Raw genomic sequence first — 21,332 nt, 5'->3', positions numbered from 1 at the left:
TCTGTCAATAACAGGAGGTTTCCAGTGATCAGGGACCCAAGAATAAAGAAGTTCCGCAAAATGCTTGCCGAGGCACCGAATTACGAGGTCTGGAAGGCGGCGGCTCTGGAGCTTGATTTTCTTGAGGGCAGTGCCGAGTGGAAAGAGGACTTTGCGTCCGATTTCTACCACTATGAACTGATCTACGACCGCCTCAGCAACCTGAAACAGTATCGGCAGCAGAACGACTTTGAACGCCTGAAGCGGGCACTTCGCGAAGGCCTGCACCACGATCTTGGCAACATGGGCAACCCGGCCCTGTACACCCACTCACGGGTAGGCACCAAACACCTGGTTGAGGAGTACATTACTCAGGTCTGTGAATCACTGGACTTCCTGTGCGATCACCCGGTGCCCGGTTTCCCCATTTCGGAAAAGCTGCAGTTCTTCCGCGACACCCTGACCAGTTATGGTCGTCCTTCGCTCCTGCTCAGCGGCGGCGCGACCCTTGGCATGTTCCATTTTGGTGTGATCAAGGCGTTGTGGGAGAAGGGGCTCTTGCCCCAGGTGATTGCTGGCTCCAGTATCGGCGCTATTATCGCGGGTATTCTGGGTGTCCATACCGATGCCGAGATCCCGGAAATGCTGGTGCCTGAGAATCACAACCTTAAGGCCTGGAAGTGGCGCGGGTTGTTGAGTGCCGTACGCGGCGATGGCCTGATGGACCAGGACCAGCTTAAGTCCTGTGTGCGCGCCAATATTGGTGAGTACACCTTTGAAGAGGCCTACCAGCGCACCGGGCGCTCCATTAACGTAAGTGTTTCGCCGATCCAGGCGCACCAGAAAGCACGGTTATTGTGTGGCTATACTTCGCCTTATCTATTGGTTTGGAGCGCTGTCCTTGCCAGCGCCGCGGTGCCCGGTATATTTCCCCCGGTCACGCTGATGAAGAAGGACATTCACGGCAACGCGTTGCCGTACATGCCAAGATTGAAGTTCGTGGACGGTTCTGTGGTGAGTGATCTTCCCATCGAACGCTTGATGCATCTTTACGATGTCAATTTCACCATCGTCAGCCAAACCAATCCGCATGTGGTGCCGTTTCTCAACGACCGTGGGCTCGATGAAAAACTCTCAATTTCGAACCTGCCAATGCACCTGCTGAAATCTGAGATTCAGTTTCATGGCGAGGGTGTTTTCGATTATTTGCGTAAACGGCTGAAACCGGAGTTGCTGAGGCAGATGTCTGGCCAACTTCATACCATTATGGCGCAACGTTATTCCGGTGATGTCACCATTGCGCCATCCTATTCTTTCAAGGACTATCGTCGGATGCTGGCGAACCCAGAACCAGAGTACGTCAGAGAGATGATCCTGGCTGGCGAGCGTGCCACTTGGCCGAAAATTTCAATGATCCGGTCCCACGCCCGCATCTCCAAGACTCTTGAGCGCTGTGTTCGGCGGCTAAAGGAGCAAAATCGTCGAACCACCGACCTGCGCCTGGTCAGCAATTCAGGTTCGGGCGAATCGTGAGATGACAGGCCCGCGAAGCCAGCGGTATGATACCGCGAAAGAGAGCCGGGGCTTGCGCAACGCCGCCAGGCCCGGCGCCTGAGCACCAGACTGGATACCCATGTATTACGACTTCTTCGGCTTTCGGGAACCGCCGTTTTCCATTGCGCCTGATCCCCGTTACCTGTACCTCAGTGAACGCCACAAGGAAGCCTTGGCGCACCTGATGTACGGCGTTAAGGGGCAGGGCGGCTTTATTGTGATCACCGGAGAGGTGGGTACCGGAAAAACCACGGTGTCCCGGTGTTTCATTGAAAACGCGCCCGAAAATGCCGATATCGCGCTTATTCTCAATCCACGGCTCTCTGCTCGTGAATTGCTCTCATCCATTTGCGATGAGATGGGCGTGACCCACCCCGCAAATGCAACCATTAAAGCGTTGGTCGATCTGATCAACCAGGATCTGCTCAGGGCCCATGCTGCCGGGCGCCATAAGGTCCTGATGATTGACGAGGCCCAAAACCTGTCCGCTGATGTGCTGGAACAGTTGCGGCTTCTGACCAACCTGGAGACCGCCGAAAAGAAGCTGCTGCAAATTGTGCTGCTCGGTCAGCCGGAGTTGCAGCAGATACTGGCAATGCCTGAGTTGCGACAACTGAACCAACGGGTAACCGCGCGCTACCATCTCAATGCTATTGGCCGGGCAGAGTTACCCAACTATTTGAGCTACCGTCTGAGTGTTGCCGGTATGCGCGGAGATATTTTCAGTGCCGGCGCAGTTTCCAGGCTGTACAAGGAAAGTCAGGGCATCCCCCGTCTGATCAACCTGATCAGTGATCGCGCTCTACTGGGCGCCTACGCCGAAGGCGAGCACGAAATCACCACTGCGCACATTCGCAACGCGGCTCGTGAAGTGCGGGGCGATGCGTCCACCATGCTGGCCGGTCAGGCCGCCAGTGTTAGCAAATCGTCCCGTTATTTGCTGCTTACGGCGTCGTTCCTGGTGGCCGTGGTGGGAACGGTGTGGCTGGTGGATCGCTGGCCGGTGACAGTGACTGACATCCAGGCCGGACTGTCTTCCTCATCGGTGCAGGCAGGCGTTGTGGAGCGCAGCGACGCTGACAATTCTTCCGGCTCTCTTAACACTCCCAACTCGCACAGCTCTCATAACTCGGACCAAGCCGGCGGGATGGCGTCGACTTCGGATCCGGCACCTGAGTCTTTTGAGTTCTCTTCGCACTCCATCAACCTGGTGGACGCATTCCGGTCGCTGTTTAAGCTCTGGCAGTACGACTACCGGCCGGAAAGCTTCCCAACGGCCTGTCAGTTTGCCGTAACGGAAGGCATGGCCTGCCTTGAGCGGCAAGGCAATCGTCGCAGCCTCGAATTCTTGGACCGGCCGGCTATCCTCGAGCTTCGGGATCAATCTGGCAAACGTGGCTATGCGGTGGTTAGGAGTCTTGATGGAGACATGGCGGCGATTGTGACTCCAAAGGGCTCCCGAGAGGTTACTTTTGCCAGTATCGAGCAGTATTGGTTCGGTGACTACCGCATTCTGTGGCGCCGACCGGATTTTCTGGACGTACCGGCGGACAGCGGCAGTCGCGAAGAGCAGTTGTGGATTGGAGCTCGCATGATGGAGCTTGCAGACAAGCACGGCGATTCGAGTGTCGAAACGGGTCGAATCAACCGGATGCCAACGGAAAAGCAGATTCGCTGGTATCAGGGTTTGAAGGGACTGACCGTTGATGGCATCGCGGGCGCTATGACCATTATCCAGATCAACAACGATCTGGGTGGGGCTTTCCCCCGTCTGACGCCACCAGCTCCGTCGGAAGGTCGATAAGCATGTCGTACATACTGGACGCACTCAGGAAGTCTGAGACAGAACGTCGGCAGGGCAAGATTCCCGATCTGGGACATCAGGTTCAACTGATCCATCGCCCGAAGAAAAAGAAGACATCGCCTATTGGCTGGCTTGCGCTGGCGCTGGTTGTAAATGCCGGAGTTTTGGCCGTGCTTTTCTGGCCTCAGGCGGAATCCGTAGTTGCAGTGCCAGCGCCCGAGCAGGCTGCCAGTGTTGTCAGCGATGAGGCGCCGCCGCCGGACGTTAAAACGCAATCTGCTCAGGCGGAGGTGTCCGAGCCTGAGCCCGAACCTGCCTCCAGTCCCGTCAAGGCGCAAGCGGACGAGCCGTTGGCAGAGAGTGGCAGTATTGCGTCAAACGCCGACCCGCGAGAGCGGCCGACGATCATCGTGCCTGCTGCTGAAGCCACTCGCGACAATTCGGTATTGCGAGCCCCGGCGCCGGCTGGCAGGGTACCGCACCTGGTTGAACTTCCCCTTTCTTTCCAAAAGAGTGTTCCTGACTTGACCTTCAACAGCCACATCTACGCCTCGGATCCTTTCGCCAGTCGCGTCATGATCAACAGCAACTACCTGCGCCGGGGTGACAGCTTCTCAGGGCTTCGGGTGGAAAGCATTACCCAGGATGGCGTGGTGCTCAGCAAGCAGGGTCAGCGTTTCCGGGTCGGGATCGTCCGCGACTGGGTGAGCCCGCGCTGATGGCGTTAACCGACGAAATTAAACAGCAGATTCAGCAGGGTTACCGGGACGTTCTTGCAGGCAAGGACGTGCGGGCGCGCTATGGCCAGCGGCTGATGATCGCGGAGATTGCCCGGTACATGGGCGATATCACCGAGAACGACGGCCAGCGCACCTCGCCAGCCTCGGCTTGCGTAGTCGAGGCCGGTACCGGTACCGGAAAAACCCTGGCGTACCTGATTGCTGCGATACCCGTGGCGAAAGCCCTGGGCAAGACGCTGGTGATTTCCACGGCCACCGTAGCCCTGCAGGACCAGATTGTGCTCAAGGATCTGCCGGATCTGCGCAAGCACAGCAACATGAATTTCAGCTGGACTCTGGCCAAGGGCCGGGGTCGCTATCTTTGTATGTCGAGACTGGAAGCGAGGCTTCACGATGAGGGCAATGGCGACAGCGATACCATGCCCTTGTTCCTGCTCGACGGCCCCAAAGGTGAGGAGCCTGGTACCCGGGCTTTTTTTGAAGAGATGCTGGCGAGTTACGGATCCCGAAAATGGGACGGCGATCGCGACCATTGGCCCGAGCAAATCCCGGACGATGTCTGGCGACAGGTAACCACCGATCACCGCCAATGTACCAACCGCCATTGCAGTTATTTCGACAGCTGCGCTTTTTTCGACGCCCGTAAGGACCTCGATGACGCCGACATTGTCGTGGCCAATCACGACCTGGTGTTAGCGGACCTGGCCCTGGGTGGCGGTGCCATCCTGCCTGAACCGGAAAACGCACTGTTCATTTTCGATGAGGCCCACCATCTGCCGGACAAGGCCCTGAATCACTTTGCCGCGTCGGTTCCGTTGAACTCCACTCGCCAGTGGCTAAAGCAGTTGTCCCAGGCCCTGACCAAAATGCAGCCGTTCCTCGCGCCGGGTACCCAGGGTACCAAGACCCTGGACCGGATCAGCGGAGCGTCGCGTGAAGTCGATCAGGTATTGACCCGGGTTTACGACGAGGCCGAACAAAACACCGGGTGGGAATTCAACGAAGAGCGCCGCACCGCCCAGTGGCGGTATCCGGAAGGCGCATTGCCGGAGGCATTGGCCCAACTTTCCGCCGAAGCCCGCATTGCCACCGCCAATCTGGTGCGCCACCTCGGCGCCCTGGCCGATGAGCTTCAGGGCGCGTTTGATGAACGCAAAGACCATGAGATTGACCGGGATACCGCCGAGGCCTGGTATCCGGTGATCGGGTCATTTCACAGTCGGGCGGAGGACCAGCTCCGGCTCTGGGTCGCCTGGTGCGAGCAGGGCGACGCTAAGCCGACTGAAAACGAAACGGAATCGGATGAAGCCGAGGGTGCTGCCAAGAAGCGCACCGGCTACAAGAGTCCGGCTCCGGCTCGCTGGGCGGTCAGGCAGCGTTGGGATCACGCCGAGGACATTACCCTCTACAGTTCGCCAGTGCTGGCGGACAGCCTGCTGTATTCCCGGCTTTGGTCCAGAGCTTACGGCTCGGTTCTGACCAGTGCCACGCTTACGGCGCTGGGGCGCTTCGATCGTCTGCGCGCCCGTGCCGGACTGCCCGAATCCAGCCGCTATCTGGTGGTACCCAGTTCATTCCGCTATGGAGAAATGGCCACGGTGGAAGTTCCCGCCATGTCGATCATGCCGACCGATGATACCTTCACGGATGCGCTGGTGGAGCGGTTGCCGAATCTGTGGGCTGGCGAGAAGGCGACGTTGGTACTGTTCACCTCGCGCCGGCAGATGCAGCAGGTGCGCGATGCGCTGGCGCCCGAGTACCCGGACCTGATCATCACCCAGGATGACATGGCCAAGGGCGAGGTTCTGCGCCAGCACTGCAGTCGGGTAGATGAGGGGCGCCCGAGTGTGCTGTTTGGTGTGGCCAGTTTTGCCGAGGGAATTGACTTGCCGGGCAAGTACCTGCACCACGTGGTTATTACCCGGCTGCCGTTCTCGGTGCCAGATGATCCGATCGAGGCGAGCCTGGCGGAGTGGGTGACCCAGCGAGGTGGCAATCCATTCATGGAAATTACCGTTCCCGACGCCTCGATCAAACTGGTGCAGGCGGTCGGCCGACTGCTGAGAACAGAGCAGGATACTGGCCGCGTCACCATCCTCGACCGCCGCATCATTGCACGACGCTATGGCCAGCTGTTGCTGGACGCGCTGCCCCCATTTCGCCGCGTGATCGAATACTGATCATAAAAAAAGAGCCATCCCATAGGGCGTGGCTCTTATTAAAGGGGTTCTTTCGAACCCAGGGCGTCGAAACAACGCGGAACTAGAAGTCTGAAGGCCTGAAGTTTCAGAATTCCAGGTAAGGTTTCCCTCACCGTTAAAATCATAATAGGGGCTTAGGGGGCGTAAACGGATCGTCCAAAGGGCGTAGTCGGTGTTCTATGTCCGGCCAAAATGTGATTCTCGTCACAAAAGCAGCTCCGTTAGTCAGCCTGTAAGCAAGCCCAGCTCCCGTGCTTTTGCCAGCGCCTCGGTACGCCGGCCCACACCGAGCTTACCGTAGAGATTGCGGATGTGGGCTTTCACGGTGGCAGGTGCGACGTCCATACGAGCGGCAATCTGCTTGTTGGCGTGCCCTTCGTGGATCAAAGCCAGGACTTCCATCTCCCGTTGGCTAAGGGGTTCCGGCAAAACGGTTGCCGCGCTGCCGGGTGTCTGGGCTATTCTTGGTTCCGGCGAAACCTCAATAGGGGCCGTGTCAGTCTGCCTGTCGAGCACTTGCCTAAGCTCCCGGAACCAACTTCCGGGTGTCTTGAGTAAGGTCAGTTGCCGAAGCATGTTACGCAGGCGCGGGCTCTCTTCAATAAACAGGCCCATGAACCCCGCCTCTGATGCCTTCCGCACAGCTCGATTTAGCATTTCACAAGCTTCCTGCGCCCGGTCCTGAAGATCGAGTGCCTCGCCGTAAACCAGCAAGATCTCAACAAGGTGGCGGTTGTGGGCATTACGCTCTGCCGCCGGTAACAGGGCACTCAGAATTTCCTGGGCCCGCTCTGGCTGCTTCTGGGCCACCTTCAGGCGAGCAAGACTAATCAGGTTCTGTTCCCGGTTCAGAGGGTTAGTCGTCGGCTCCGTCTCTGCCACATCCAGACACGCCTCAGCTTGTTCAAGGTCGCCCAAGGCCAGGTAACATCTGGCTAAAAGGGCCGAACTGGCGGGTGGTTCAAAGACGATGTGCTCCCGCCGTTTGCGTCCCACCTGGGCCGCGTCCTCCAGCGCTTCTATGGCATCCGTAAAGCGACCTTCACTGAACGCGAGGTGTCCGCGCACGTACTGGATGATGACGTGTTGCCCCGGCTCGGTGCCACGGTGTACATGCTCCAGCAAGGGCGCAAGATGGGTCGCCGCAAGTGAATGCTGGTTGCGTTCCCGGTAGATCTCGGCCAGGGCGCTGTTTTGCCAGCATGAGATCAGTCGAGGTTGACTTGGATCGGAGTAATGTTTGTCCACCCATCGGCGGATGTCGGTGCAGCTGCCCAGAGCCAGCTCAATGTCGCCGCGGTTGTACTGAATCCACGCCAATAGGCCGCCGCTGGACAGAACCGTGCTCGGCTTGTGCTCGATCTGACCATAACGGACGGCCGATTGCAGGGCATCCTCGGCCTCCATCAGCAGCCCTTTGCCGAAGTAGTCCAGCCCGACGCCATAGTAGGTGACGGATTTCAGCGGAATGCGGGTGTGATCGATGTCCTCCAGGACCTGCCGGGTTAAATCGCTGGCGCTTTTATCGTCACTACGAGTGCGGGCCAGGTAGGAGCGGACCAGGGATATTTCACTCTGCAGGCCGAGGGCACCTTCGGCGTCCGGATGAGAGTCGGCAACCCGTCGATCAAGTAAGTCCTCAAGGCTGCCAAGAAGCGGGTCCAGGGTATCAAGCCGGTTGGCGAAGAACCGGCCCCAGATCCGGAGCATTTGCAGTTGGGGGCTGTCTTCGGTCAGGGACTCCGGCAGGAAGTCGAGCCAATCCAGTACCGGAAGGTGATAGCCGCCATGAATGAGGTTGTTGCCATGCTCCGCCAGAACCGCCGCAAGCCAATGCCGGTCGCCCTGATGGACGATTTGGCTGATGCCGTCCTGGACATGGCCATGGTCAAGAAGCCACTCGATGGTACTGCGCCAGAGCGCCTGCGCCCGATTGGGATCAGTTTGCTTTAGCCGTTGGAGCAGTGCGTCCCGGAACAGGTCGTGATAGCGGAACCATTGATTGTCGGTGTCCAGGGGGATCAGGAAGAGATTCTGGCTGAGCAACGTCTCCAGGAGCTTTTGGCTGTTGGTGGTTGCCCGGATGGCATCGCACAAGGATGCACTCAGCCGAGGACAACAGGCTGTATCCAGGAGAAACTGGATCAACTCCTCGGGTTGCTGTTCCAGTACCTCGGTGAGTACGTAATCGCTGATCTGACTCTCGTCGATATCCAGTTGCGGTTCCGGTAACCCGGAACCTGTCCATGCGGGTAGTTCGGGGCTCTTTTGTCCGGTGCCGGATAGGGCTGTGAGCTGCATCGCCGCAACCCAGCCTTCGGTTTTTCGACAAATGGACCGGACATCGGCTTCGGACAGGCTGAGCCCCATGGTGTCCTGGAAGAAACGACGGCATTCCTCCTCTGAGAACGCCAGCAATCCGGGATGAACGTCTTGTACCCAGCGCCGAACCCGCCAGCGTGACAGCGGCAGCGCCGGTTCGGTTCGGGAGGCCAGGGTGACGGTAATTTCGGGTGGCAAGTAGTCGGCGAAGTAAGCGAAATCCCTGAGAATCTGGGTATTCCGGATAAAATGGAAGTCATCCAACACCAGCAACCAGGGACTGGCATCCGCCGACAGTAGATTCAGCAGACCGGTTATTGCACCAGAGGCGGTATTTCCATCAACTTGGCTGAGTTGTTTCCGGCAGTCCGCCAACCCAGCCAGTCCAGCGTATTCGAAAGCGCCGATAATATATTGCCAAAACCGGCGGGGCTCGTCGTCATGTTCGTCCAGCGACAGCCAAGCTGTGGGGGAGGGCGTTTCGGCGCACCACTGGCTTGCTAGGGTAGTTTTCCCGAAACCGGCAGGGGCGATCACCAGATTCAGCCTTTTGGGGCTCGCAGGCTTCAGCAATGAACTCAACCGATCGCGATGGACCGCGCGTCGGTCGGTCGTTGGCCGAAGGAATTTGGTGGTCAACAGCATGGGGTTCCCGGTAACAACAAGTGTCGATAACGGATTGTGTGCTTTGCCACAGCCAAGTCAAGCGTCGAAATCACAGAAGGGCCTTGCCTGGGGCGGTTGTAATGCAATTTTGGTCTAAACTAAAAGGCAGAGATCGCCTATTCTAAAAAAGAATGAAAAATATACTTTTTATGCGTACGCTTGGGCGAAGCGGGTTGAGTCCGCAACCAGCCGAATACCGGGAATTCAGGAGCAACAGGTTCAATGAAATTACAACAGTTGCGATATATCTGGGAGGTCGCTCACCACGACCTGAATGTGTCCGCAACCGCTCAAAGTCTTTTTACTTCCCAGCCGGGCATTTCCAAGCAAATACGTTTGCTTGAGGATGAGCTCGGCCTGGAAGTGTTTGCCCGTAGCGGCAAGCACCTGACCCGAATTACTCCGGGTGGTGAGATTATCATCCGGGAAGCCGGTGAAATTCTCCGGCGGGTCGAAGGCATCAAGAAAATTGCCCAGGAATTCAGTAACCAGCGCCAGGGCGACCTGAGCATCGCCACCACCCATACCCAGGCAAGATACGCGCTGCCGCCAATCATCAGCGGTTTTATTGAATCCTACCCGGACGTGTCATTGCACATGCACCAGGGCACACCGATGCAGATCTCTGAAATGGCGGCCAATGGCGCAGTGGACTTCGCCATCGCGACCGAGGCCATGGAGCTGTTTAACGATCTGATCATGATGCCTTGCTACCGCTGGAACCGCAGTGTCATCGTGCCGAAGGATCATCCGTTGGCGAAAATGGATGAGCTTACTTTGGCCGAGCTGGCTGAATATCCGTTGGTCACCTATGTCTTTGGGTTCACTGGGCGGTCGAAACTTGATGAGGCGTTCCAGTCCCAGGGACTAACGCCAAAAGTGGTGTTCACCGCGGCTGATGCCGATGTGATCAAGACTTATGTTCGCTTGGGACTTGGTGTGGGTATCATTGCCAGCATGGCATTCGATCCAAAGGCCGATCCGGATCTGGTTGCCCTGGACGCCAGAAAGCTGTTCCGCCCCAGCGTAACCCGCATAGGCTTCCGGAAAGGCACTTTCCTGCGGGGCTATATGTATGACTTTATCGAAAGATTTGCGCCGCATCTGACCCGGGAGCGGGTCGACGAAGCCGTTGCCCATCAGGGCAGCCGGTCGGAAATCGAAGAGCTGTTCAAGGATATTGAGCTGCCCACCTATTAGTCAGGTGGGCATGCATCGATAGGCTGGGAACAGTGGAAGGGTATTAAGGCCGCCTACTCCTTGGCGATCAGGTTACCGGCGTGCAGCCCGCATTCCTTTTTGGTCGCCTCCTCCCACCACCAGCGTCCTTCTCGCTCGTGCTGGCCTGGGAGGATTGGGCGCGTGCAGGGCTGGCAGCCAATACTGACAAATCCTTTTTCGTGCAGCTTGTTGTAGGGCGCTTCCGACATCCGGATGTAGTCCCAGACTTCCTTTGACGTCCAATTCGCCAACGGGTTGAACTTGATCAGCGTCTTGGATTCTGTCGAGAAGGCGGTGTCTTCCTGAACCACGGGTACGTCGTTACGGGTCCCAGGGCTCTGGTCTTTGCGTTGGCCAGTTATCCACGCATCCACGGTGGCGAGCTTGCGCCTTAGTGGATTGACCTTGCGGATGCCACAGCACTCAGAGTGCCCGTCTTCGAAAAAGCTGAAGAGGCCTTTCCGGTTCACCAAATCCTGAACTTCGTCCGCATCGGGGAACAGAACCTCGATATTGATGCCGTAGTGTTTGCGCACACGCTCAATGAATTCGTAGGTTTCCGGATGCAGACGACCGGTGTCCAGGGTGAATACCTGCAGGTTGTCGGTCAAACGGTGCGCCATTTCAATCAGAATGACGTCTTCGGCCCCGCTGAACGAGATAGCGATGTTGTCGTACTTTTTCAGCGCGGCCTTGAGAATGGCGCGTGGGCTCTGGCCTTCAAGTTCGTCCCGGAGCTTCTGAATGTCAGTCATTGCTTTTCAGTACCTGATCTAAATGAGTGAAAAGACTACCATTAAATGCCTCATACCTTGAAGGAATGAGCATCTATATGGATATGCCCGATGCATTCCGCGGCTGTTTTTTTTATCATACGGCGCTATCCAAGCCGGAGCATCCGCTTCCGCGCATTCAACTGTTTATCGGGAGACCACTGTGGAACTTGCATGCCTTGACCTTGAAGGAGTACTGATTCCGGAAATCTGGATCGCTTTCGCCGAAAAAACCGGCATCGAAGAGCTCAAGGCGACCACACGGGATATTCCTGATTACGACGTACTGATGACCCAGCGCCTGAAGATTTTGGATCAACACGGTTATGGCCTTCCGCAGATTCAGGAAGTCATCGGGGAGCTGGACCCGCTGCCGGGTGCGCGTGAATTCCTCGACTGGCTGCGTCAACGCTTCCAGGTGGTGATTCTTTCCGACACTTTCTATGAGTTCGCCATGCCGTTAATGGCCAAGCTCGGTTTCCCCGCGCTGCTCTGCCACAAGCTCGAAGTAGCTGAGAACGGCCAGATTACCGATTATCTGCTGCGCCAGCGCGACCCCAAGCGCCAGTCAGTGCGGGCATTCCAGTTGCTGAACTACCGGGTAATTGCAGCCGGTGATTCTTACAACGACACCACCATGCTGGGCCAGGCTGAAGCAGGCATTCTGTTTCACGCCCCTCAGAATGTCATCGAGGAGTTCCCGCAGTATCCCGCGGTGCATAACTTTGATGATTTGAGGCAGGAATTCTTGAAGGCGAGTGCGGTGCACAGCGTTTAGTTGTGCATAAGGAGTTGAGCTTCAGGAGTTGAGCATTAGGAAAGGTTAGGGGGCTTTTACCGGCCCCCTAGAGATTCTCCAGGAAGTCCATCAACGGCTTAACCTTCGTCAGGGTTTCCTGGTACTCGCTCTCAGGGTCGGAATCGGCAACGATTCCACCGCCACCCCAGCAGCGAATGGTGCCCTCGCCATCGCACAGCATGGTTCGGATGGCAATGTTGCTGTCCAGTGAGCCATCCAGTCCCCAATAGAACACCGAACCGCAGTAAGGGCCCCGCCAATGGGGTTCAAGTTCGTCGATGATTTCCATAGCCCGGATTTTGGGTGCTCCGGTAATCGAGCCTCCCGGAAAGGCATCCATCAGTGCTTTGATGGGGGAGACATCGTCAGCCAGATCGGCCCGAATGTGGCTGACCAGATGGTGCACATTGCGATAGGATTCGAGAGCGAAGAGTTTTTCCACCTGCACGCTGCCCACCTTGGCGTTCACGCTCAAGTCATTCCTCAGCAGATCGACAATCATCAGATTTTCGGCTCGATCTTTTTCTGAGGCCTGCAATTCCTCGGCGTACGCGTTGTCTTGCTCCTCGGTTCCTCCTCTTGGGCGGGTACCTTTAATCGGGCTAGTGGAAATGGTGCGGCCCTGGATCTCAAAAAAACGCTCGGGCGATAGAGAAAGGACGGAGTGACGCCCAACTCTGATGAACGCGCTGTAGGGCGTAGCGTAGGCTTCGGCTAGAGATTGAAATGCAGCCCAGGGCTCTCCGGTGTAGCGTGCGCTAAATTCCTGAGAGAGATTGGCCTGATAGCAGTCTCCCGCATGAATGTAACGATGAATCGTGGCAACATTGTCTATGAAACTGGCTTTGGTCTGGCTGGGCGTGAACCGGTTAACAATTTGCCATCGGGGGTGCTCGTCGCCGTCGTCTCGGGACATCCAGTCGGTAAGTGTGTCGCGGGTATGCTGCGGGCAGTCCGGATGAATCCAGAGGTAACAGGTGTCTGATTCGGCATCGTAGCTTGCCGCCCACAGGTAGAAGCCGGCGAAGAGTACCGGAAAAGCCATTTCCTTACCCAGCCCGCTGAGTTTTGATTCCCGTTGTAAACCGAATTCATAGGCCAGCACTCCGTACCAGCCTCCCAGCAAGTAATTGCCGCTCCGGGTCTCTGCAATGGCGTACTTCTCCATTGGCTCTGTCATCTTAGAAGCGATTGAGTCCACGGGTGCTTGGGCAAGATCATTTAACTGAAGATGTTGCTGCGCCAGAGCGGTGAAACCTCTCATCTTGCCCCGCGCATTCCCTGCGCCTTCGCTACCGATGTAAGCAAAGTCCTCCGCGCGGGAGGCATGCCTCAACAGGCGCTCATAGGCTTCTCGGGACAGGGTCGCTAACGATGGCGAGCTCAAAATGAATTCCTTAAATAATCTCTGAAGTGATAAGCCGTGCACAGTTAGAACGTTGTTTCCGGGTAAGTCACGCTGATCTAATAGTGCTCGTACCCTGCGTTCTGAAGCGCATTTTACTTCACTGAGCAGGGTTCAGGCATTTATTACGCTCAGCAAAAGGAATAAGAACTATGATGCTTGGCTTCCAGTCCTCCGTTTTATCCCGCCTGCACTCATCGGCTCAGGCTCTTCTGACACCTCGGTTAAGTTTCCGGCGTGCTTTTGCCCTTGGGGTGACAGCCATGGCTGTTGGGCTCAGTCAACCGGCTTTAAGCGCGGAGGAGATCCAACAACCCACCCCTGAGCAGATTGCCACAGAAATCCGGGCGAATACTCAGTATCTGTTGCAGCATGTCACTAACAAAACCAAAGGCATCATCGAAAACCATGACGATTTCGCACCATTCGGGGCGGCACTGATGCCAGATGGCAGCGTTCGTTACGTTTGGGCCGTGCCTCCGGGTGAACCGCTGATCGGGGTCAATGGTCAACTGGTACTGAACTCCGTCCGCAAGGCGCTAACTATGCAAGCTCAGCAAGGGCGGATCTTGGGCTCGGCCGTGGTATACGACTACAAGCCCAGCAAGGATTCCTCGACCGAACAGGTCAATATTGAACTGGAATATCTGGGTGGGCATGCCGAGGTTGTGGCGTCTGAGTACACGGTGTCCTCCAACGGCGTGACCTTCCACGAGGGTGCTGTCAAGAAGTACGCGCCGATCGTTTTTGGTCAAAACGGAACCGGTTCATCCCAGTAAGCGGAGTCCGTCACAAAAATTATCGGATCGTAAGTTTGTGTGACAATCCGTTACTGAAATGTGCTTCACCTCGCAGTTTGGGTTGTAACGGTCTGACAGACTGATCTCGCAGTCAGAGGAAATGACTGTTGAAGAAAAAAATAAAATTCTAGGAGATCTAGTATGAAAGGCCTGAAGAAAATCGCTCTGGTAGCCGCCGTTGCTGCCGCCCCGTTTGCCGCCAACGCGGAAATGCAAGCTCTCAACGACGCCAGCATGGGTGCTGTCACAGGTCAGGCAGGTGTGACCATCGACCTGACTGCTAACGTGTCGATCGGCGAGATCGCTTACGAAGACAAGGGTTTTCTGTCGTTCTCCGGCGTAAGCCTGTCCGGTCAGGCTGGTACTGACCTTGACGATATCCGCCTGACCATCGATGTGGCGGGTGACGGTACTGACTTGGGCGTACCTGCCTTCGGTGCCACTTACCTCGGCGGTGCCGGCTTTACCGTCGATCCGACAATTGAAACTCCCCAGGCAATCACTGACGGTGACCTGGTTATCGCCCTGCGTTCGCAGAGTGGCGTTCCGGTAGATTTCAACCTGAGCATTGGTGAAATTGCGCTGGCCAAATCCACTGGCTCAGTGGGCAACCTGAACTCCGCTGGTGACGCCGGTACCGTTCTGGTTTCCAATCTGAGCATCGACGGTTTGTTGGGCCCGATCGACGTTTTGATCCACGAAGAAAGCAACAATCTGAACATCAATGCTTACTTCAATGCCGATGGTAACCTGACCATGCCGTTTATCGGCACCAGCCTGGACTTCGAGCTGCACAACAGCCGTGGTGCTTCTCAGGTCGCTGGCCTGGGTACCAGCTTTGCGCACGCTCAGGTGGACGTAAGCGTGGCTGAAGCTTATGACACCGGCGCAGCTACTATCGATGCTCTACGTGTGAACGTTCAGGACTTCTCTGGTGACCTCGACCTGTTGAACATCAACACAGGTGGTGCCGATAACATCGGTAACGTATACATGACCGACCTGGCCGTTCGCGCCGACATGGTCATCTACGGTCACTAAGTTTTGCCATAGTGAGAAGACCAACGACGCCCTTTGTGAGGGCGTCGTTTTAGCTTTCCACTCGTGATTCTGAATTTGCGTTTCTGTCGACCCTGCTTACAGTCTTTCCGGAGGTGATATGGTTTCACTTTTAAGGTTTGGCGTTCTGGCCACTGCGGTTTCAGGATCTGGCGGCGTACTGGCAGATCTAAAACCAGTTGCTGACGACGAGCTTTCGGGTGTTGTAGCTCAGGCGGGCCTCACCGTCGAGTACGCCGGTCATACCACCCTCGGCCAATTCCGGTTCGAAAATGCAGGCGCCTATCAGGTGGATGGCATCACCATGGGCGGTGCGGGTGTTACACAGGCAGGCCTAAGCAAAGGGTATGGCGTAAATTTTGATGACACCAAAATGACCTTGGATATTGATTCCGATGGTGTGTTGGACGTGGTCTGGCAGCCTGGAATCTCTGACAAAATCGACTGGGGTTTCCGCGCAGATGGTGTGACCCTGGAGAGTTCCGATGCCAGACAAACTGCCCTGTTCACCCATTTCGAGGCGTGGGGTTTCCTGAAAGAAATTCGACGTAGAGTAAATCCGCCTGCCGCTGACGGTTCATCACAAGGCGTCAGTACCTACTCGGAATTCACCATTGAGAATCTGACAGCGGACACTAGCGCTAATACCGTTGGGATTGAGGGTGGATACGTTAAGGGAACGGAGCTGGCAGGATTTGCGGTGCTGGATTCCACCTTCCGACCTCTTTCAGCTGCACAGTCAGGCATCGGCAGGGACACTGTGACCATAGAGGTGCATAACTTTGCGGCCGACATTGGAATGAGTAATCTGTCGATAGGGGGCGTGGGCCTTGGAGCAGTCACTTTGGACAATGTTCGGGTGACCGATACGGCCATTACGCTAAACCACTAACTTCTCGCACCTAGTTGTCTTCAGTCTTAAATCTTCATCCCTTTCAGCATCTTGAACTTCACCTAGCGACTAGCTCTTTTTAGCATGACTATTTAGGGCCAGCAGTCGCGATGCCAATTATTGATCCGGCACCGCAATCGAAAGATCAAACCCACCACCCGGTCTCGGGGTCAAGCTGATTGGCCCCTCGTTTATGGCCTGTGGGATCTGGATCCGATCGATACCCGGCGGATTGCCGATTGAGAAGTTCAGGTTCTGTCCGTCAAAGCCAATGCCCAGCTGATCGTTCAGAAAGGTCTGGGTGAACGGTTCATCGGGAATTTCCGCCTGCTGCCCAAAAATAATAGGCGGGATCGTTGGCGTGAACTCAGCCGGCGGCTGGGCCCTTGCCAATTCTTCCTGGGGCAGCAATAGGGCTCGTCTCAGGAATTCTTCTTCCGCACTTGCCAACGCGTCCTTCCTGCCTTCTTCGACGTATCGCTGCAGGGCTTCCCGGTACGCCTCTTCCTCCGCCTCGGTCAGAACCGGCTCGCCGGGGGAAATGGTCAGTGCGCGGATGACGCGCTTGCGGTCTGCTTCCGATTTCTGCTGTTTCTTGGGCACAATGATAACGGCAGAATCCTTGACGTACGTCTCTACCATTTCATCTGAGGTGAGGGCCTGGACACCCGCCAGTGCAGGCAGGGACGCAGTGATCCCGGCAACTGCGGCGGCAAGCAGATTCAAGCGTCTCATAGTCAGGTCCTTTTTAGGCTTGCAGGATTGAAGGCTGCGAATGCAGGCTTCTGACATCACAACAGAAACCGTCCGCTCCATAGTCAGTATTCGGTTTGTCCGACAGCTTTTCAAGTTGGTTTTTGTTGCTTTGTGATCAGATTCGATTCAAATCGGGTATTGTTAGGGAGGAGCGACGATCCAGAGGATGTTGTCGGAACTTTTAATGCATTTTGTCGCCTCAAGGGCACCATGAAAAACCACGTATCAGAACGCTGGCAGCGTTGGGTGAATCGGAGACTTCCCCGTTCCGACGTTCAGACATTCAGTCAGAAGAATATTTTCATTTTGCCGACCGGGGCCGGTGTGGTGTTCGGCATTTTACTGCTGATCATGCTCATCACCGGCATCAATTATCAGAACAGCCTGATCTACCTGGTTACCTTCCTGCTCGGCGCGGTCTTTGTCGGTGCCATGCATCAGACTCATCGCAACCTGTCGGGGCTTCAGCTGGCATTGGTTCAACCCGGCGAAGGCGTAGCCGGTGATGAAGTGCCGTTCCGGTTTCGTGCAACGGCCGGGCGTGATGACGCTGTTGCCATCATGTTGTCGTGCGAGGAATTCAGTCTGGGGGCTACTCATATCAAGGCGGGTCAGTCGAAGGACATGACTTTGCCCGTACCCTCTGCATACCGGGGTTACCTCCGGCCTGAGAGAATTCGTGTCGAAACCCGCTTTCCCTTTGGTCTTCTCAAGGCCTGGTCCTGGATCAGGCCGGTATCGTCCGGCATTGTTTCACCGAGGCCACTGGCGGCACCAGAGGTAGCCAGTACCATCGAAGCTGGCGATGAAACCGAGCAGACCAACCCAGCGCCTGGCAACGATCATGCGGACTTGAGACCATGGCGTGAGGGTGACCCCAGCCAGCGGGTAATGTGGAAACGTTACGCCAGGAGCGGCCAAATGGTCGTTGCCGATTGGGAGGGCGAACGGGGCAGCCCTCATTGGCTGGACTTCAATGCCTTTCCCGGCGCTGATTACGAACTTCGGCTTAGCTACCTTGCGTGGCTCGTAAACGAGCGTGAACGGACCGGTGCCCGTTTTGGTTTAAGTTTGCCTGGACAGGTCATCGAACCAGATTCTGGCTCATCCCATGTAAGCCGCTGTCTCCGTGCGCTGGCGGTGTGGGGAGAGGAGCGCCCAAGGGATGCGATGACAGAACGACACGGTAGCCGGCAGTCTGAATCCGATGAGGCCGATGGCCCCCAGCGGAGGCGTGCATGAAGGTCTCTGGTAATAGTTCTGAGTTGGTGGCCGCAGATGGTGTCGAAACCGGATTGCCTTCCCGGGCCTTGTTGTGGCTGTTCGGCAGTTTTGCAATTTTGCTCACGCCGCAACTGGATCGCCTGCCCATTTGGCTGATAGCCGCCTGCCTGGTGCTGGCCGGATGGCGCGGGGCGGCACAGTTCGGCCATGTTCGTCTGCCAGGGCGGTGGCTGCGAACCGGCATTATGTTGGTGTTGGTTGCGGTCTATATTACCACGGTCGAGGGGCGCTTTACCGTGGATACGGCAGCATCGTTTTTCGTGCTGGCGGTGGGGCTGAAGTGGCTTGAGACCCGAACCGTGCGCGATTTCTACGTGCTGTTCTTCATCCTTGCCTATCTGGGCACCGTGAATTTTCTGTTTCATCAGGAAATCCATTGGAGCCTCGTCAATATCCTCGCGGTTGCCTTGCTCTTAGTCGGTTTGCAGATCATCAACGCGCCGGATCTTCCTGGCAGCGTGAAGGCAGGCTGGAAAAGGCTGGGCCTGATGTTGCTGAAAACCCTGCCCATTGTCGTTCTGCTGTTTGTGTTTTTCCCGCGCATGGAGCCACTTTGGAGTGTGCCCCTGGTGTCCGGCCAGGCCAGGACGGGCATCAGTGACACCATGCGGCCAGGTGATATCTCAAATCTGGCTCAGAGCAGTGAGCGCGCGTTCCGAGCCACCTTTGGCGGACAGATGCCGGCTTACCGGGATAGGTATTGGCGAGGGCTGATCCTGGACTATCTTGATGGTGAAACCTGGCGGCAGCGCGACCGCGATCCACTCCAGCATCCGGGACGGGTCGCCCTGGATGGCGGTGTCGGGGAGCTTGAGTCCGGCCAGTACGACGTGCTTCTTGAGCCAACCGACCAGCGTTGGGCCTTCGCGTTGGAAGATTCGCGGGCAGTCTCGAGCAATGTCGTTGAGGAGGCTGAAGATCTCTTTCGGTTTAGACGGCCGGCAGATACCTCGGTGCGGTATCGCCTGGCTCGCGAAGAGCCAGGTGATCAGGGTCGTAAATTCCTGACCTACGAGCAGCGGCGGCGCTACCTCCAGCTGCCGGCGACGGGCAATCCCCGCGCCCGACAGTTCGCTCGTGAGCTGCGCAGCCAATATGGTGACATCGAGTTGGTTCAAGCACTGTTAACCCGATTCCGGGAACAACCTTACTTTTACACGCTCAGGCCGCCCACCATGGGCGACAACGGCATCGATAACTTGTTGTTCGATTCCCGTCGCGGCTTCTGTGCCCACTACGCAGGAGCCACCACGTTCTTGCTGCGCTCTGCCGGCATTCCCGCGCGGGTTGTTGTGGGGTATCAGGGCGGGGCGCCTGGCGCCGGTGGCGATTACCTGATCGTCCGCCAGTACGATGCCCACGCCTGGGTTGAGGCATGGGTTGGTGACAGAGGGTGGGTCCGGATTGATCCGACCGCCGCCATAGCCCCAAGCCGAATTGAATCGGGATTGCGGGATGCGGTTGCGGATGAAGGCTCGTTCCTTGAGAACAACTGGGCATCGCCTCAGCGCTATGCCGATATTGCTGTGATTCAGTGGGCCAGCCTCCAGCTGGACCGGATCAATTACCAGTGGCAGCGCTGGATTGTGGGGTATCAGGGGCAAACCCAGATGAATCTGATGTCCCGTCTTCCCGGCAGCTTTGGCATGCGGGAGCTCGGTTACCTGACTGCCGGTATCGTCGGTGTGGGCTTACTGATAGCCGGGCTGGTTTCCGCCTGGCAGATGCGTCGCGGCGGATCCCGCGATGCCTTCCTGCGCATCATCGGCGGCTGGCACCACTTGAGCGCAAAGGCCGGAGTGCCGGTACGGGTCGGCGAGACACCATCAACGTTGGCTTTGAGGTTGGCAAAGGCTGAACCTGCTGTTGCCGAATCCGCCCGGCTTTTTGCCCACAGCATTAACAGCCATTACTATAGCGTTGGCTCGTCTGCGGGTCGCGATCGCGAGCTCAAACGTCTGCGGCGCCTGTTGCAGACCATGAAAAAACAGCTTCGGCGCCGACATTCAACCATGGGAAAACGTTCTTGACCGATAACGCACGCAATATGCCCTGGCAATCACGGGCCTGGGCCACGGTTCGAAGCCAATGGTCTGCAGGCCGGTTGCCCCATGCCCTGATCATTACGGGTGAACGTGGTGTGGGTAAACGCGCTTGGGCCCAGGCAGTGGCGGAATTACTGTTGTGTGATGCACCAACTACCGGCGAGGCGGGTGAGCCTGGTGCCTGTGGGCGCTGTAAACAGTGTGAACTGTTCGCAGCAAGCACCCACCCGGATCTCCGTGCGTACGCACCGGAGAAGTCCCGGATGGTAAAGGTTGATCAGGTGAGAGCGTTGTCGTCTTTTGCGGTGGCGTCGCCCCAGGTGGCCCAGCGAAAAGTCGCGATTATTGATCGTGCTGACCAGCTCAACATCAACGCGGCCAATGCGCTGCTTAAAACCCTGGAAGAGCCTCAGCCGGATGTCACCCTATTGCTCCTGCAGGAAAGCGGGCGGCCACTTTTGCCGACGATTCGTTCGCGGTGCCAGACCGTTACCATACCTACGCCGGACATGGAGGCAGCCAACAACTGGCTAGTGGGTGAGGTTCAGGCCCTGGATGAGGCGGCCCGGCCCTCCGCTCAGGTACTGGCAAAAGCGTTAATGCTCTCCGGCAACGCGCCGAGGCTGGCATTGGAATATGCCACGGGTGAGTTTATCGGATTGCGTGATAAGGCGTTTGATCAGTTCAAGCAGTTCATGAAGGGGCGCGTGCCGGTAGCGGAAGCGGCCAAGGCATTCAAGGCGCTGGGGCTGGAAGACAGCCTCTGGTTATTCGAAGGCTGGGCAGCTGACCTGGCAAGGCTGAGCCTGGGTGGCTCAGCGATCGATACGGAAGCAGAAGAAATGCTTGGCTTCCTTGCGCGGTCGAATCCAACATGGCGCGCCCATAAGCTGTTGGATATGGTCAAGGAGGCTCGGGAGGCTGGTGTCTATAATGCCAACCCCGAACTGGAGGCGAGTCGATTGTTGATTGCCTGGCAGAAGTTGATGCCTGTAAAACGTCGAGCCGGTTGATGACCTGTGATAGCGCCTT

Annotated in this window: 16 protein-coding genes; 12 read left to right on the top strand and 4 right to left on the bottom strand. The window is 56.9% G+C overall.

Features of this window, described 5'->3' with window-relative positions:
- Positions 1-24 precede the first annotated feature (24 nt).
- From FCS96_RS16790 to dinG, 4 genes are all read left to right on the top strand, one after another.
- A complete protein-coding gene (locus FCS96_RS16790) occupies positions 25-1,512 on the top strand; it encodes a DUF3336 domain-containing protein (RefSeq protein WP_138441534.1) in 1,488 nt (495 codons plus the stop codon).
- 100 nt (positions 1,513-1,612) lie between these two features.
- Positions 1,613-3,337, top strand: a complete 1,725-nt coding sequence (locus FCS96_RS16785) for an ExeA family protein (RefSeq protein ID WP_138441533.1) — start codon at positions 1,613-1,615, stop codon at positions 3,335-3,337.
- Positions 3,338-3,339: 2 nt separating this feature from the next.
- Complete coding sequence (locus tag FCS96_RS16780; RefSeq protein ID WP_138441532.1) at positions 3,340-4,056, top strand: general secretion pathway protein GspB; 717 nt, start codon at positions 3,340-3,342, stop codon at positions 4,054-4,056.
- On the top strand, positions 4,056-6,257 hold the full coding sequence (gene dinG, locus FCS96_RS16775; RefSeq protein ID WP_138441531.1) for an ATP-dependent DNA helicase DinG: 2,202 nt from the start codon (positions 4,056-4,058) through the stop codon (positions 6,255-6,257). Before FCS96_RS16780 ends, dinG begins: the two co-directional genes overlap by 1 nt.
- A 246-nt stretch (positions 6,258-6,503) precedes the next feature.
- Here the strand turns inward: dinG and FCS96_RS16770 are convergent, their stop codons facing one another.
- Positions 6,504-9,245 carry a LuxR C-terminal-related transcriptional regulator gene (locus tag FCS96_RS16770; RefSeq protein ID WP_138441530.1) on the bottom strand — a complete coding sequence of 914 codons (2,742 nt, stop codon included), beginning with the start codon at positions 9,243-9,245 and terminating at the stop codon, positions 6,504-6,506.
- 243 nt (positions 9,246-9,488) lie between these two features.
- On the opposite strand from FCS96_RS16770, the gene cysB reads away from it, so the two are divergent.
- Positions 9,489-10,466 (top strand): HTH-type transcriptional regulator CysB, encoded by a 978-nt coding sequence (gene cysB / locus FCS96_RS16765; RefSeq protein WP_138441529.1) that lies wholly within the window; start codon positions 9,489-9,491, stop codon positions 10,464-10,466.
- A 53-nt stretch (positions 10,467-10,519) separates the two neighbouring features.
- Here cysB and FCS96_RS16760 read toward each other — a convergent pair whose 3' ends face one another.
- Positions 10,520-11,242 carry a phosphoadenylyl-sulfate reductase gene (locus tag FCS96_RS16760; RefSeq protein ID WP_138441528.1) on the bottom strand — a complete coding sequence of 241 codons (723 nt, stop codon included), beginning with the start codon at positions 11,240-11,242 and terminating at the stop codon, positions 10,520-10,522.
- 181 nt (positions 11,243-11,423) lie between these two features.
- Between FCS96_RS16760 and thrH the strand changes: the two genes are divergently transcribed.
- Positions 11,424-12,038: a bifunctional phosphoserine phosphatase/homoserine phosphotransferase ThrH gene (gene thrH / locus FCS96_RS16755; protein WP_138441527.1), complete on the top strand. Its 615-nt coding sequence runs from the start codon at positions 11,424-11,426 to the stop codon at positions 12,036-12,038.
- A 67-nt stretch (positions 12,039-12,105) separates the two neighbouring features.
- On the opposite strand, the gene pabB is transcribed toward thrH, so the two are convergent.
- Positions 12,106-13,446 (bottom strand): aminodeoxychorismate synthase component I, encoded by a 1,341-nt coding sequence (gene pabB, locus FCS96_RS16750; RefSeq protein WP_138441526.1) that lies wholly within the window; start codon positions 13,444-13,446, stop codon positions 12,106-12,108.
- A 170-nt stretch (positions 13,447-13,616) separates the two neighbouring features.
- Here pabB and FCS96_RS16745 point away from each other — a divergent pair, with 170 nt between their 5' ends.
- The 3 genes from FCS96_RS16745 to FCS96_RS16735 all read left to right on the top strand — a co-directional run bounded on the left by FCS96_RS16745 (position 13,617) and on the right by FCS96_RS16735 (position 16,215).
- Entirely contained in the window at positions 13,617-14,243 is a 627-nt protein-coding gene (locus tag FCS96_RS16745; protein ID WP_138441525.1) for a hypothetical protein, read from the top strand.
- Positions 14,244-14,405: 162 nt separating this feature from the next.
- On the top strand, positions 14,406-15,305 hold the full coding sequence (locus tag FCS96_RS16740) for a DUF6160 family protein (protein ID WP_138441524.1): 900 nt from the start codon (positions 14,406-14,408) through the stop codon (positions 15,303-15,305).
- 118 nt (positions 15,306-15,423) lie between these two features.
- On the top strand, positions 15,424-16,215 hold the full coding sequence (locus FCS96_RS16735; protein ID WP_138441523.1) for a DUF6160 family protein: 792 nt from the start codon (positions 15,424-15,426) through the stop codon (positions 16,213-16,215).
- 117 nt (positions 16,216-16,332) lie between these two features.
- On the opposite strand, the gene FCS96_RS16730 is transcribed toward FCS96_RS16735, so the two are convergent.
- Positions 16,333-16,950: a hypothetical protein gene (locus FCS96_RS16730; RefSeq protein WP_138441522.1), complete on the bottom strand. Its 618-nt coding sequence runs from the start codon at positions 16,948-16,950 to the stop codon at positions 16,333-16,335.
- 231 nt (positions 16,951-17,181) lie between these two features.
- Here FCS96_RS16730 and FCS96_RS16725 point away from each other — a divergent pair, with 231 nt between their 5' ends.
- The 3 genes from FCS96_RS16725 to holB are packed head-to-tail and all read left to right on the top strand — an operon-like array spanning position 17,182 to position 21,313.
- Positions 17,182-18,213, top strand: a complete 1,032-nt coding sequence (locus tag FCS96_RS16725; protein ID WP_138441521.1) for a DUF58 domain-containing protein — start codon at positions 17,182-17,184, stop codon at positions 18,211-18,213.
- Positions 18,210-20,285 carry a transglutaminase family protein gene (locus FCS96_RS16720; RefSeq protein WP_138441520.1) on the top strand — a complete coding sequence of 692 codons (2,076 nt, stop codon included), beginning with the start codon at positions 18,210-18,212 and terminating at the stop codon, positions 20,283-20,285. Before FCS96_RS16725 ends, FCS96_RS16720 begins: the two co-directional genes overlap by 4 nt.
- Entirely contained in the window at positions 20,282-21,313 is a 1,032-nt protein-coding gene (gene holB / locus FCS96_RS16715; protein WP_138441519.1) for a DNA polymerase III subunit delta', read from the top strand. Before FCS96_RS16720 ends, holB begins: the two co-directional genes overlap by 4 nt.
- Positions 21,314-21,332: the final 19 nt, after the last annotated feature.

The sequence above is a fragment of the Marinobacter alexandrii genome (genome assembly GCF_005871205.1).
Lineage (GTDB): Bacteria > Pseudomonadota > Gammaproteobacteria > Pseudomonadales > Oleiphilaceae > Marinobacter > Marinobacter alexandrii.
Note: the sequence above shows the minus strand (reverse complement) of the source record. Positions and strands in the feature narration are given on the sequence as shown.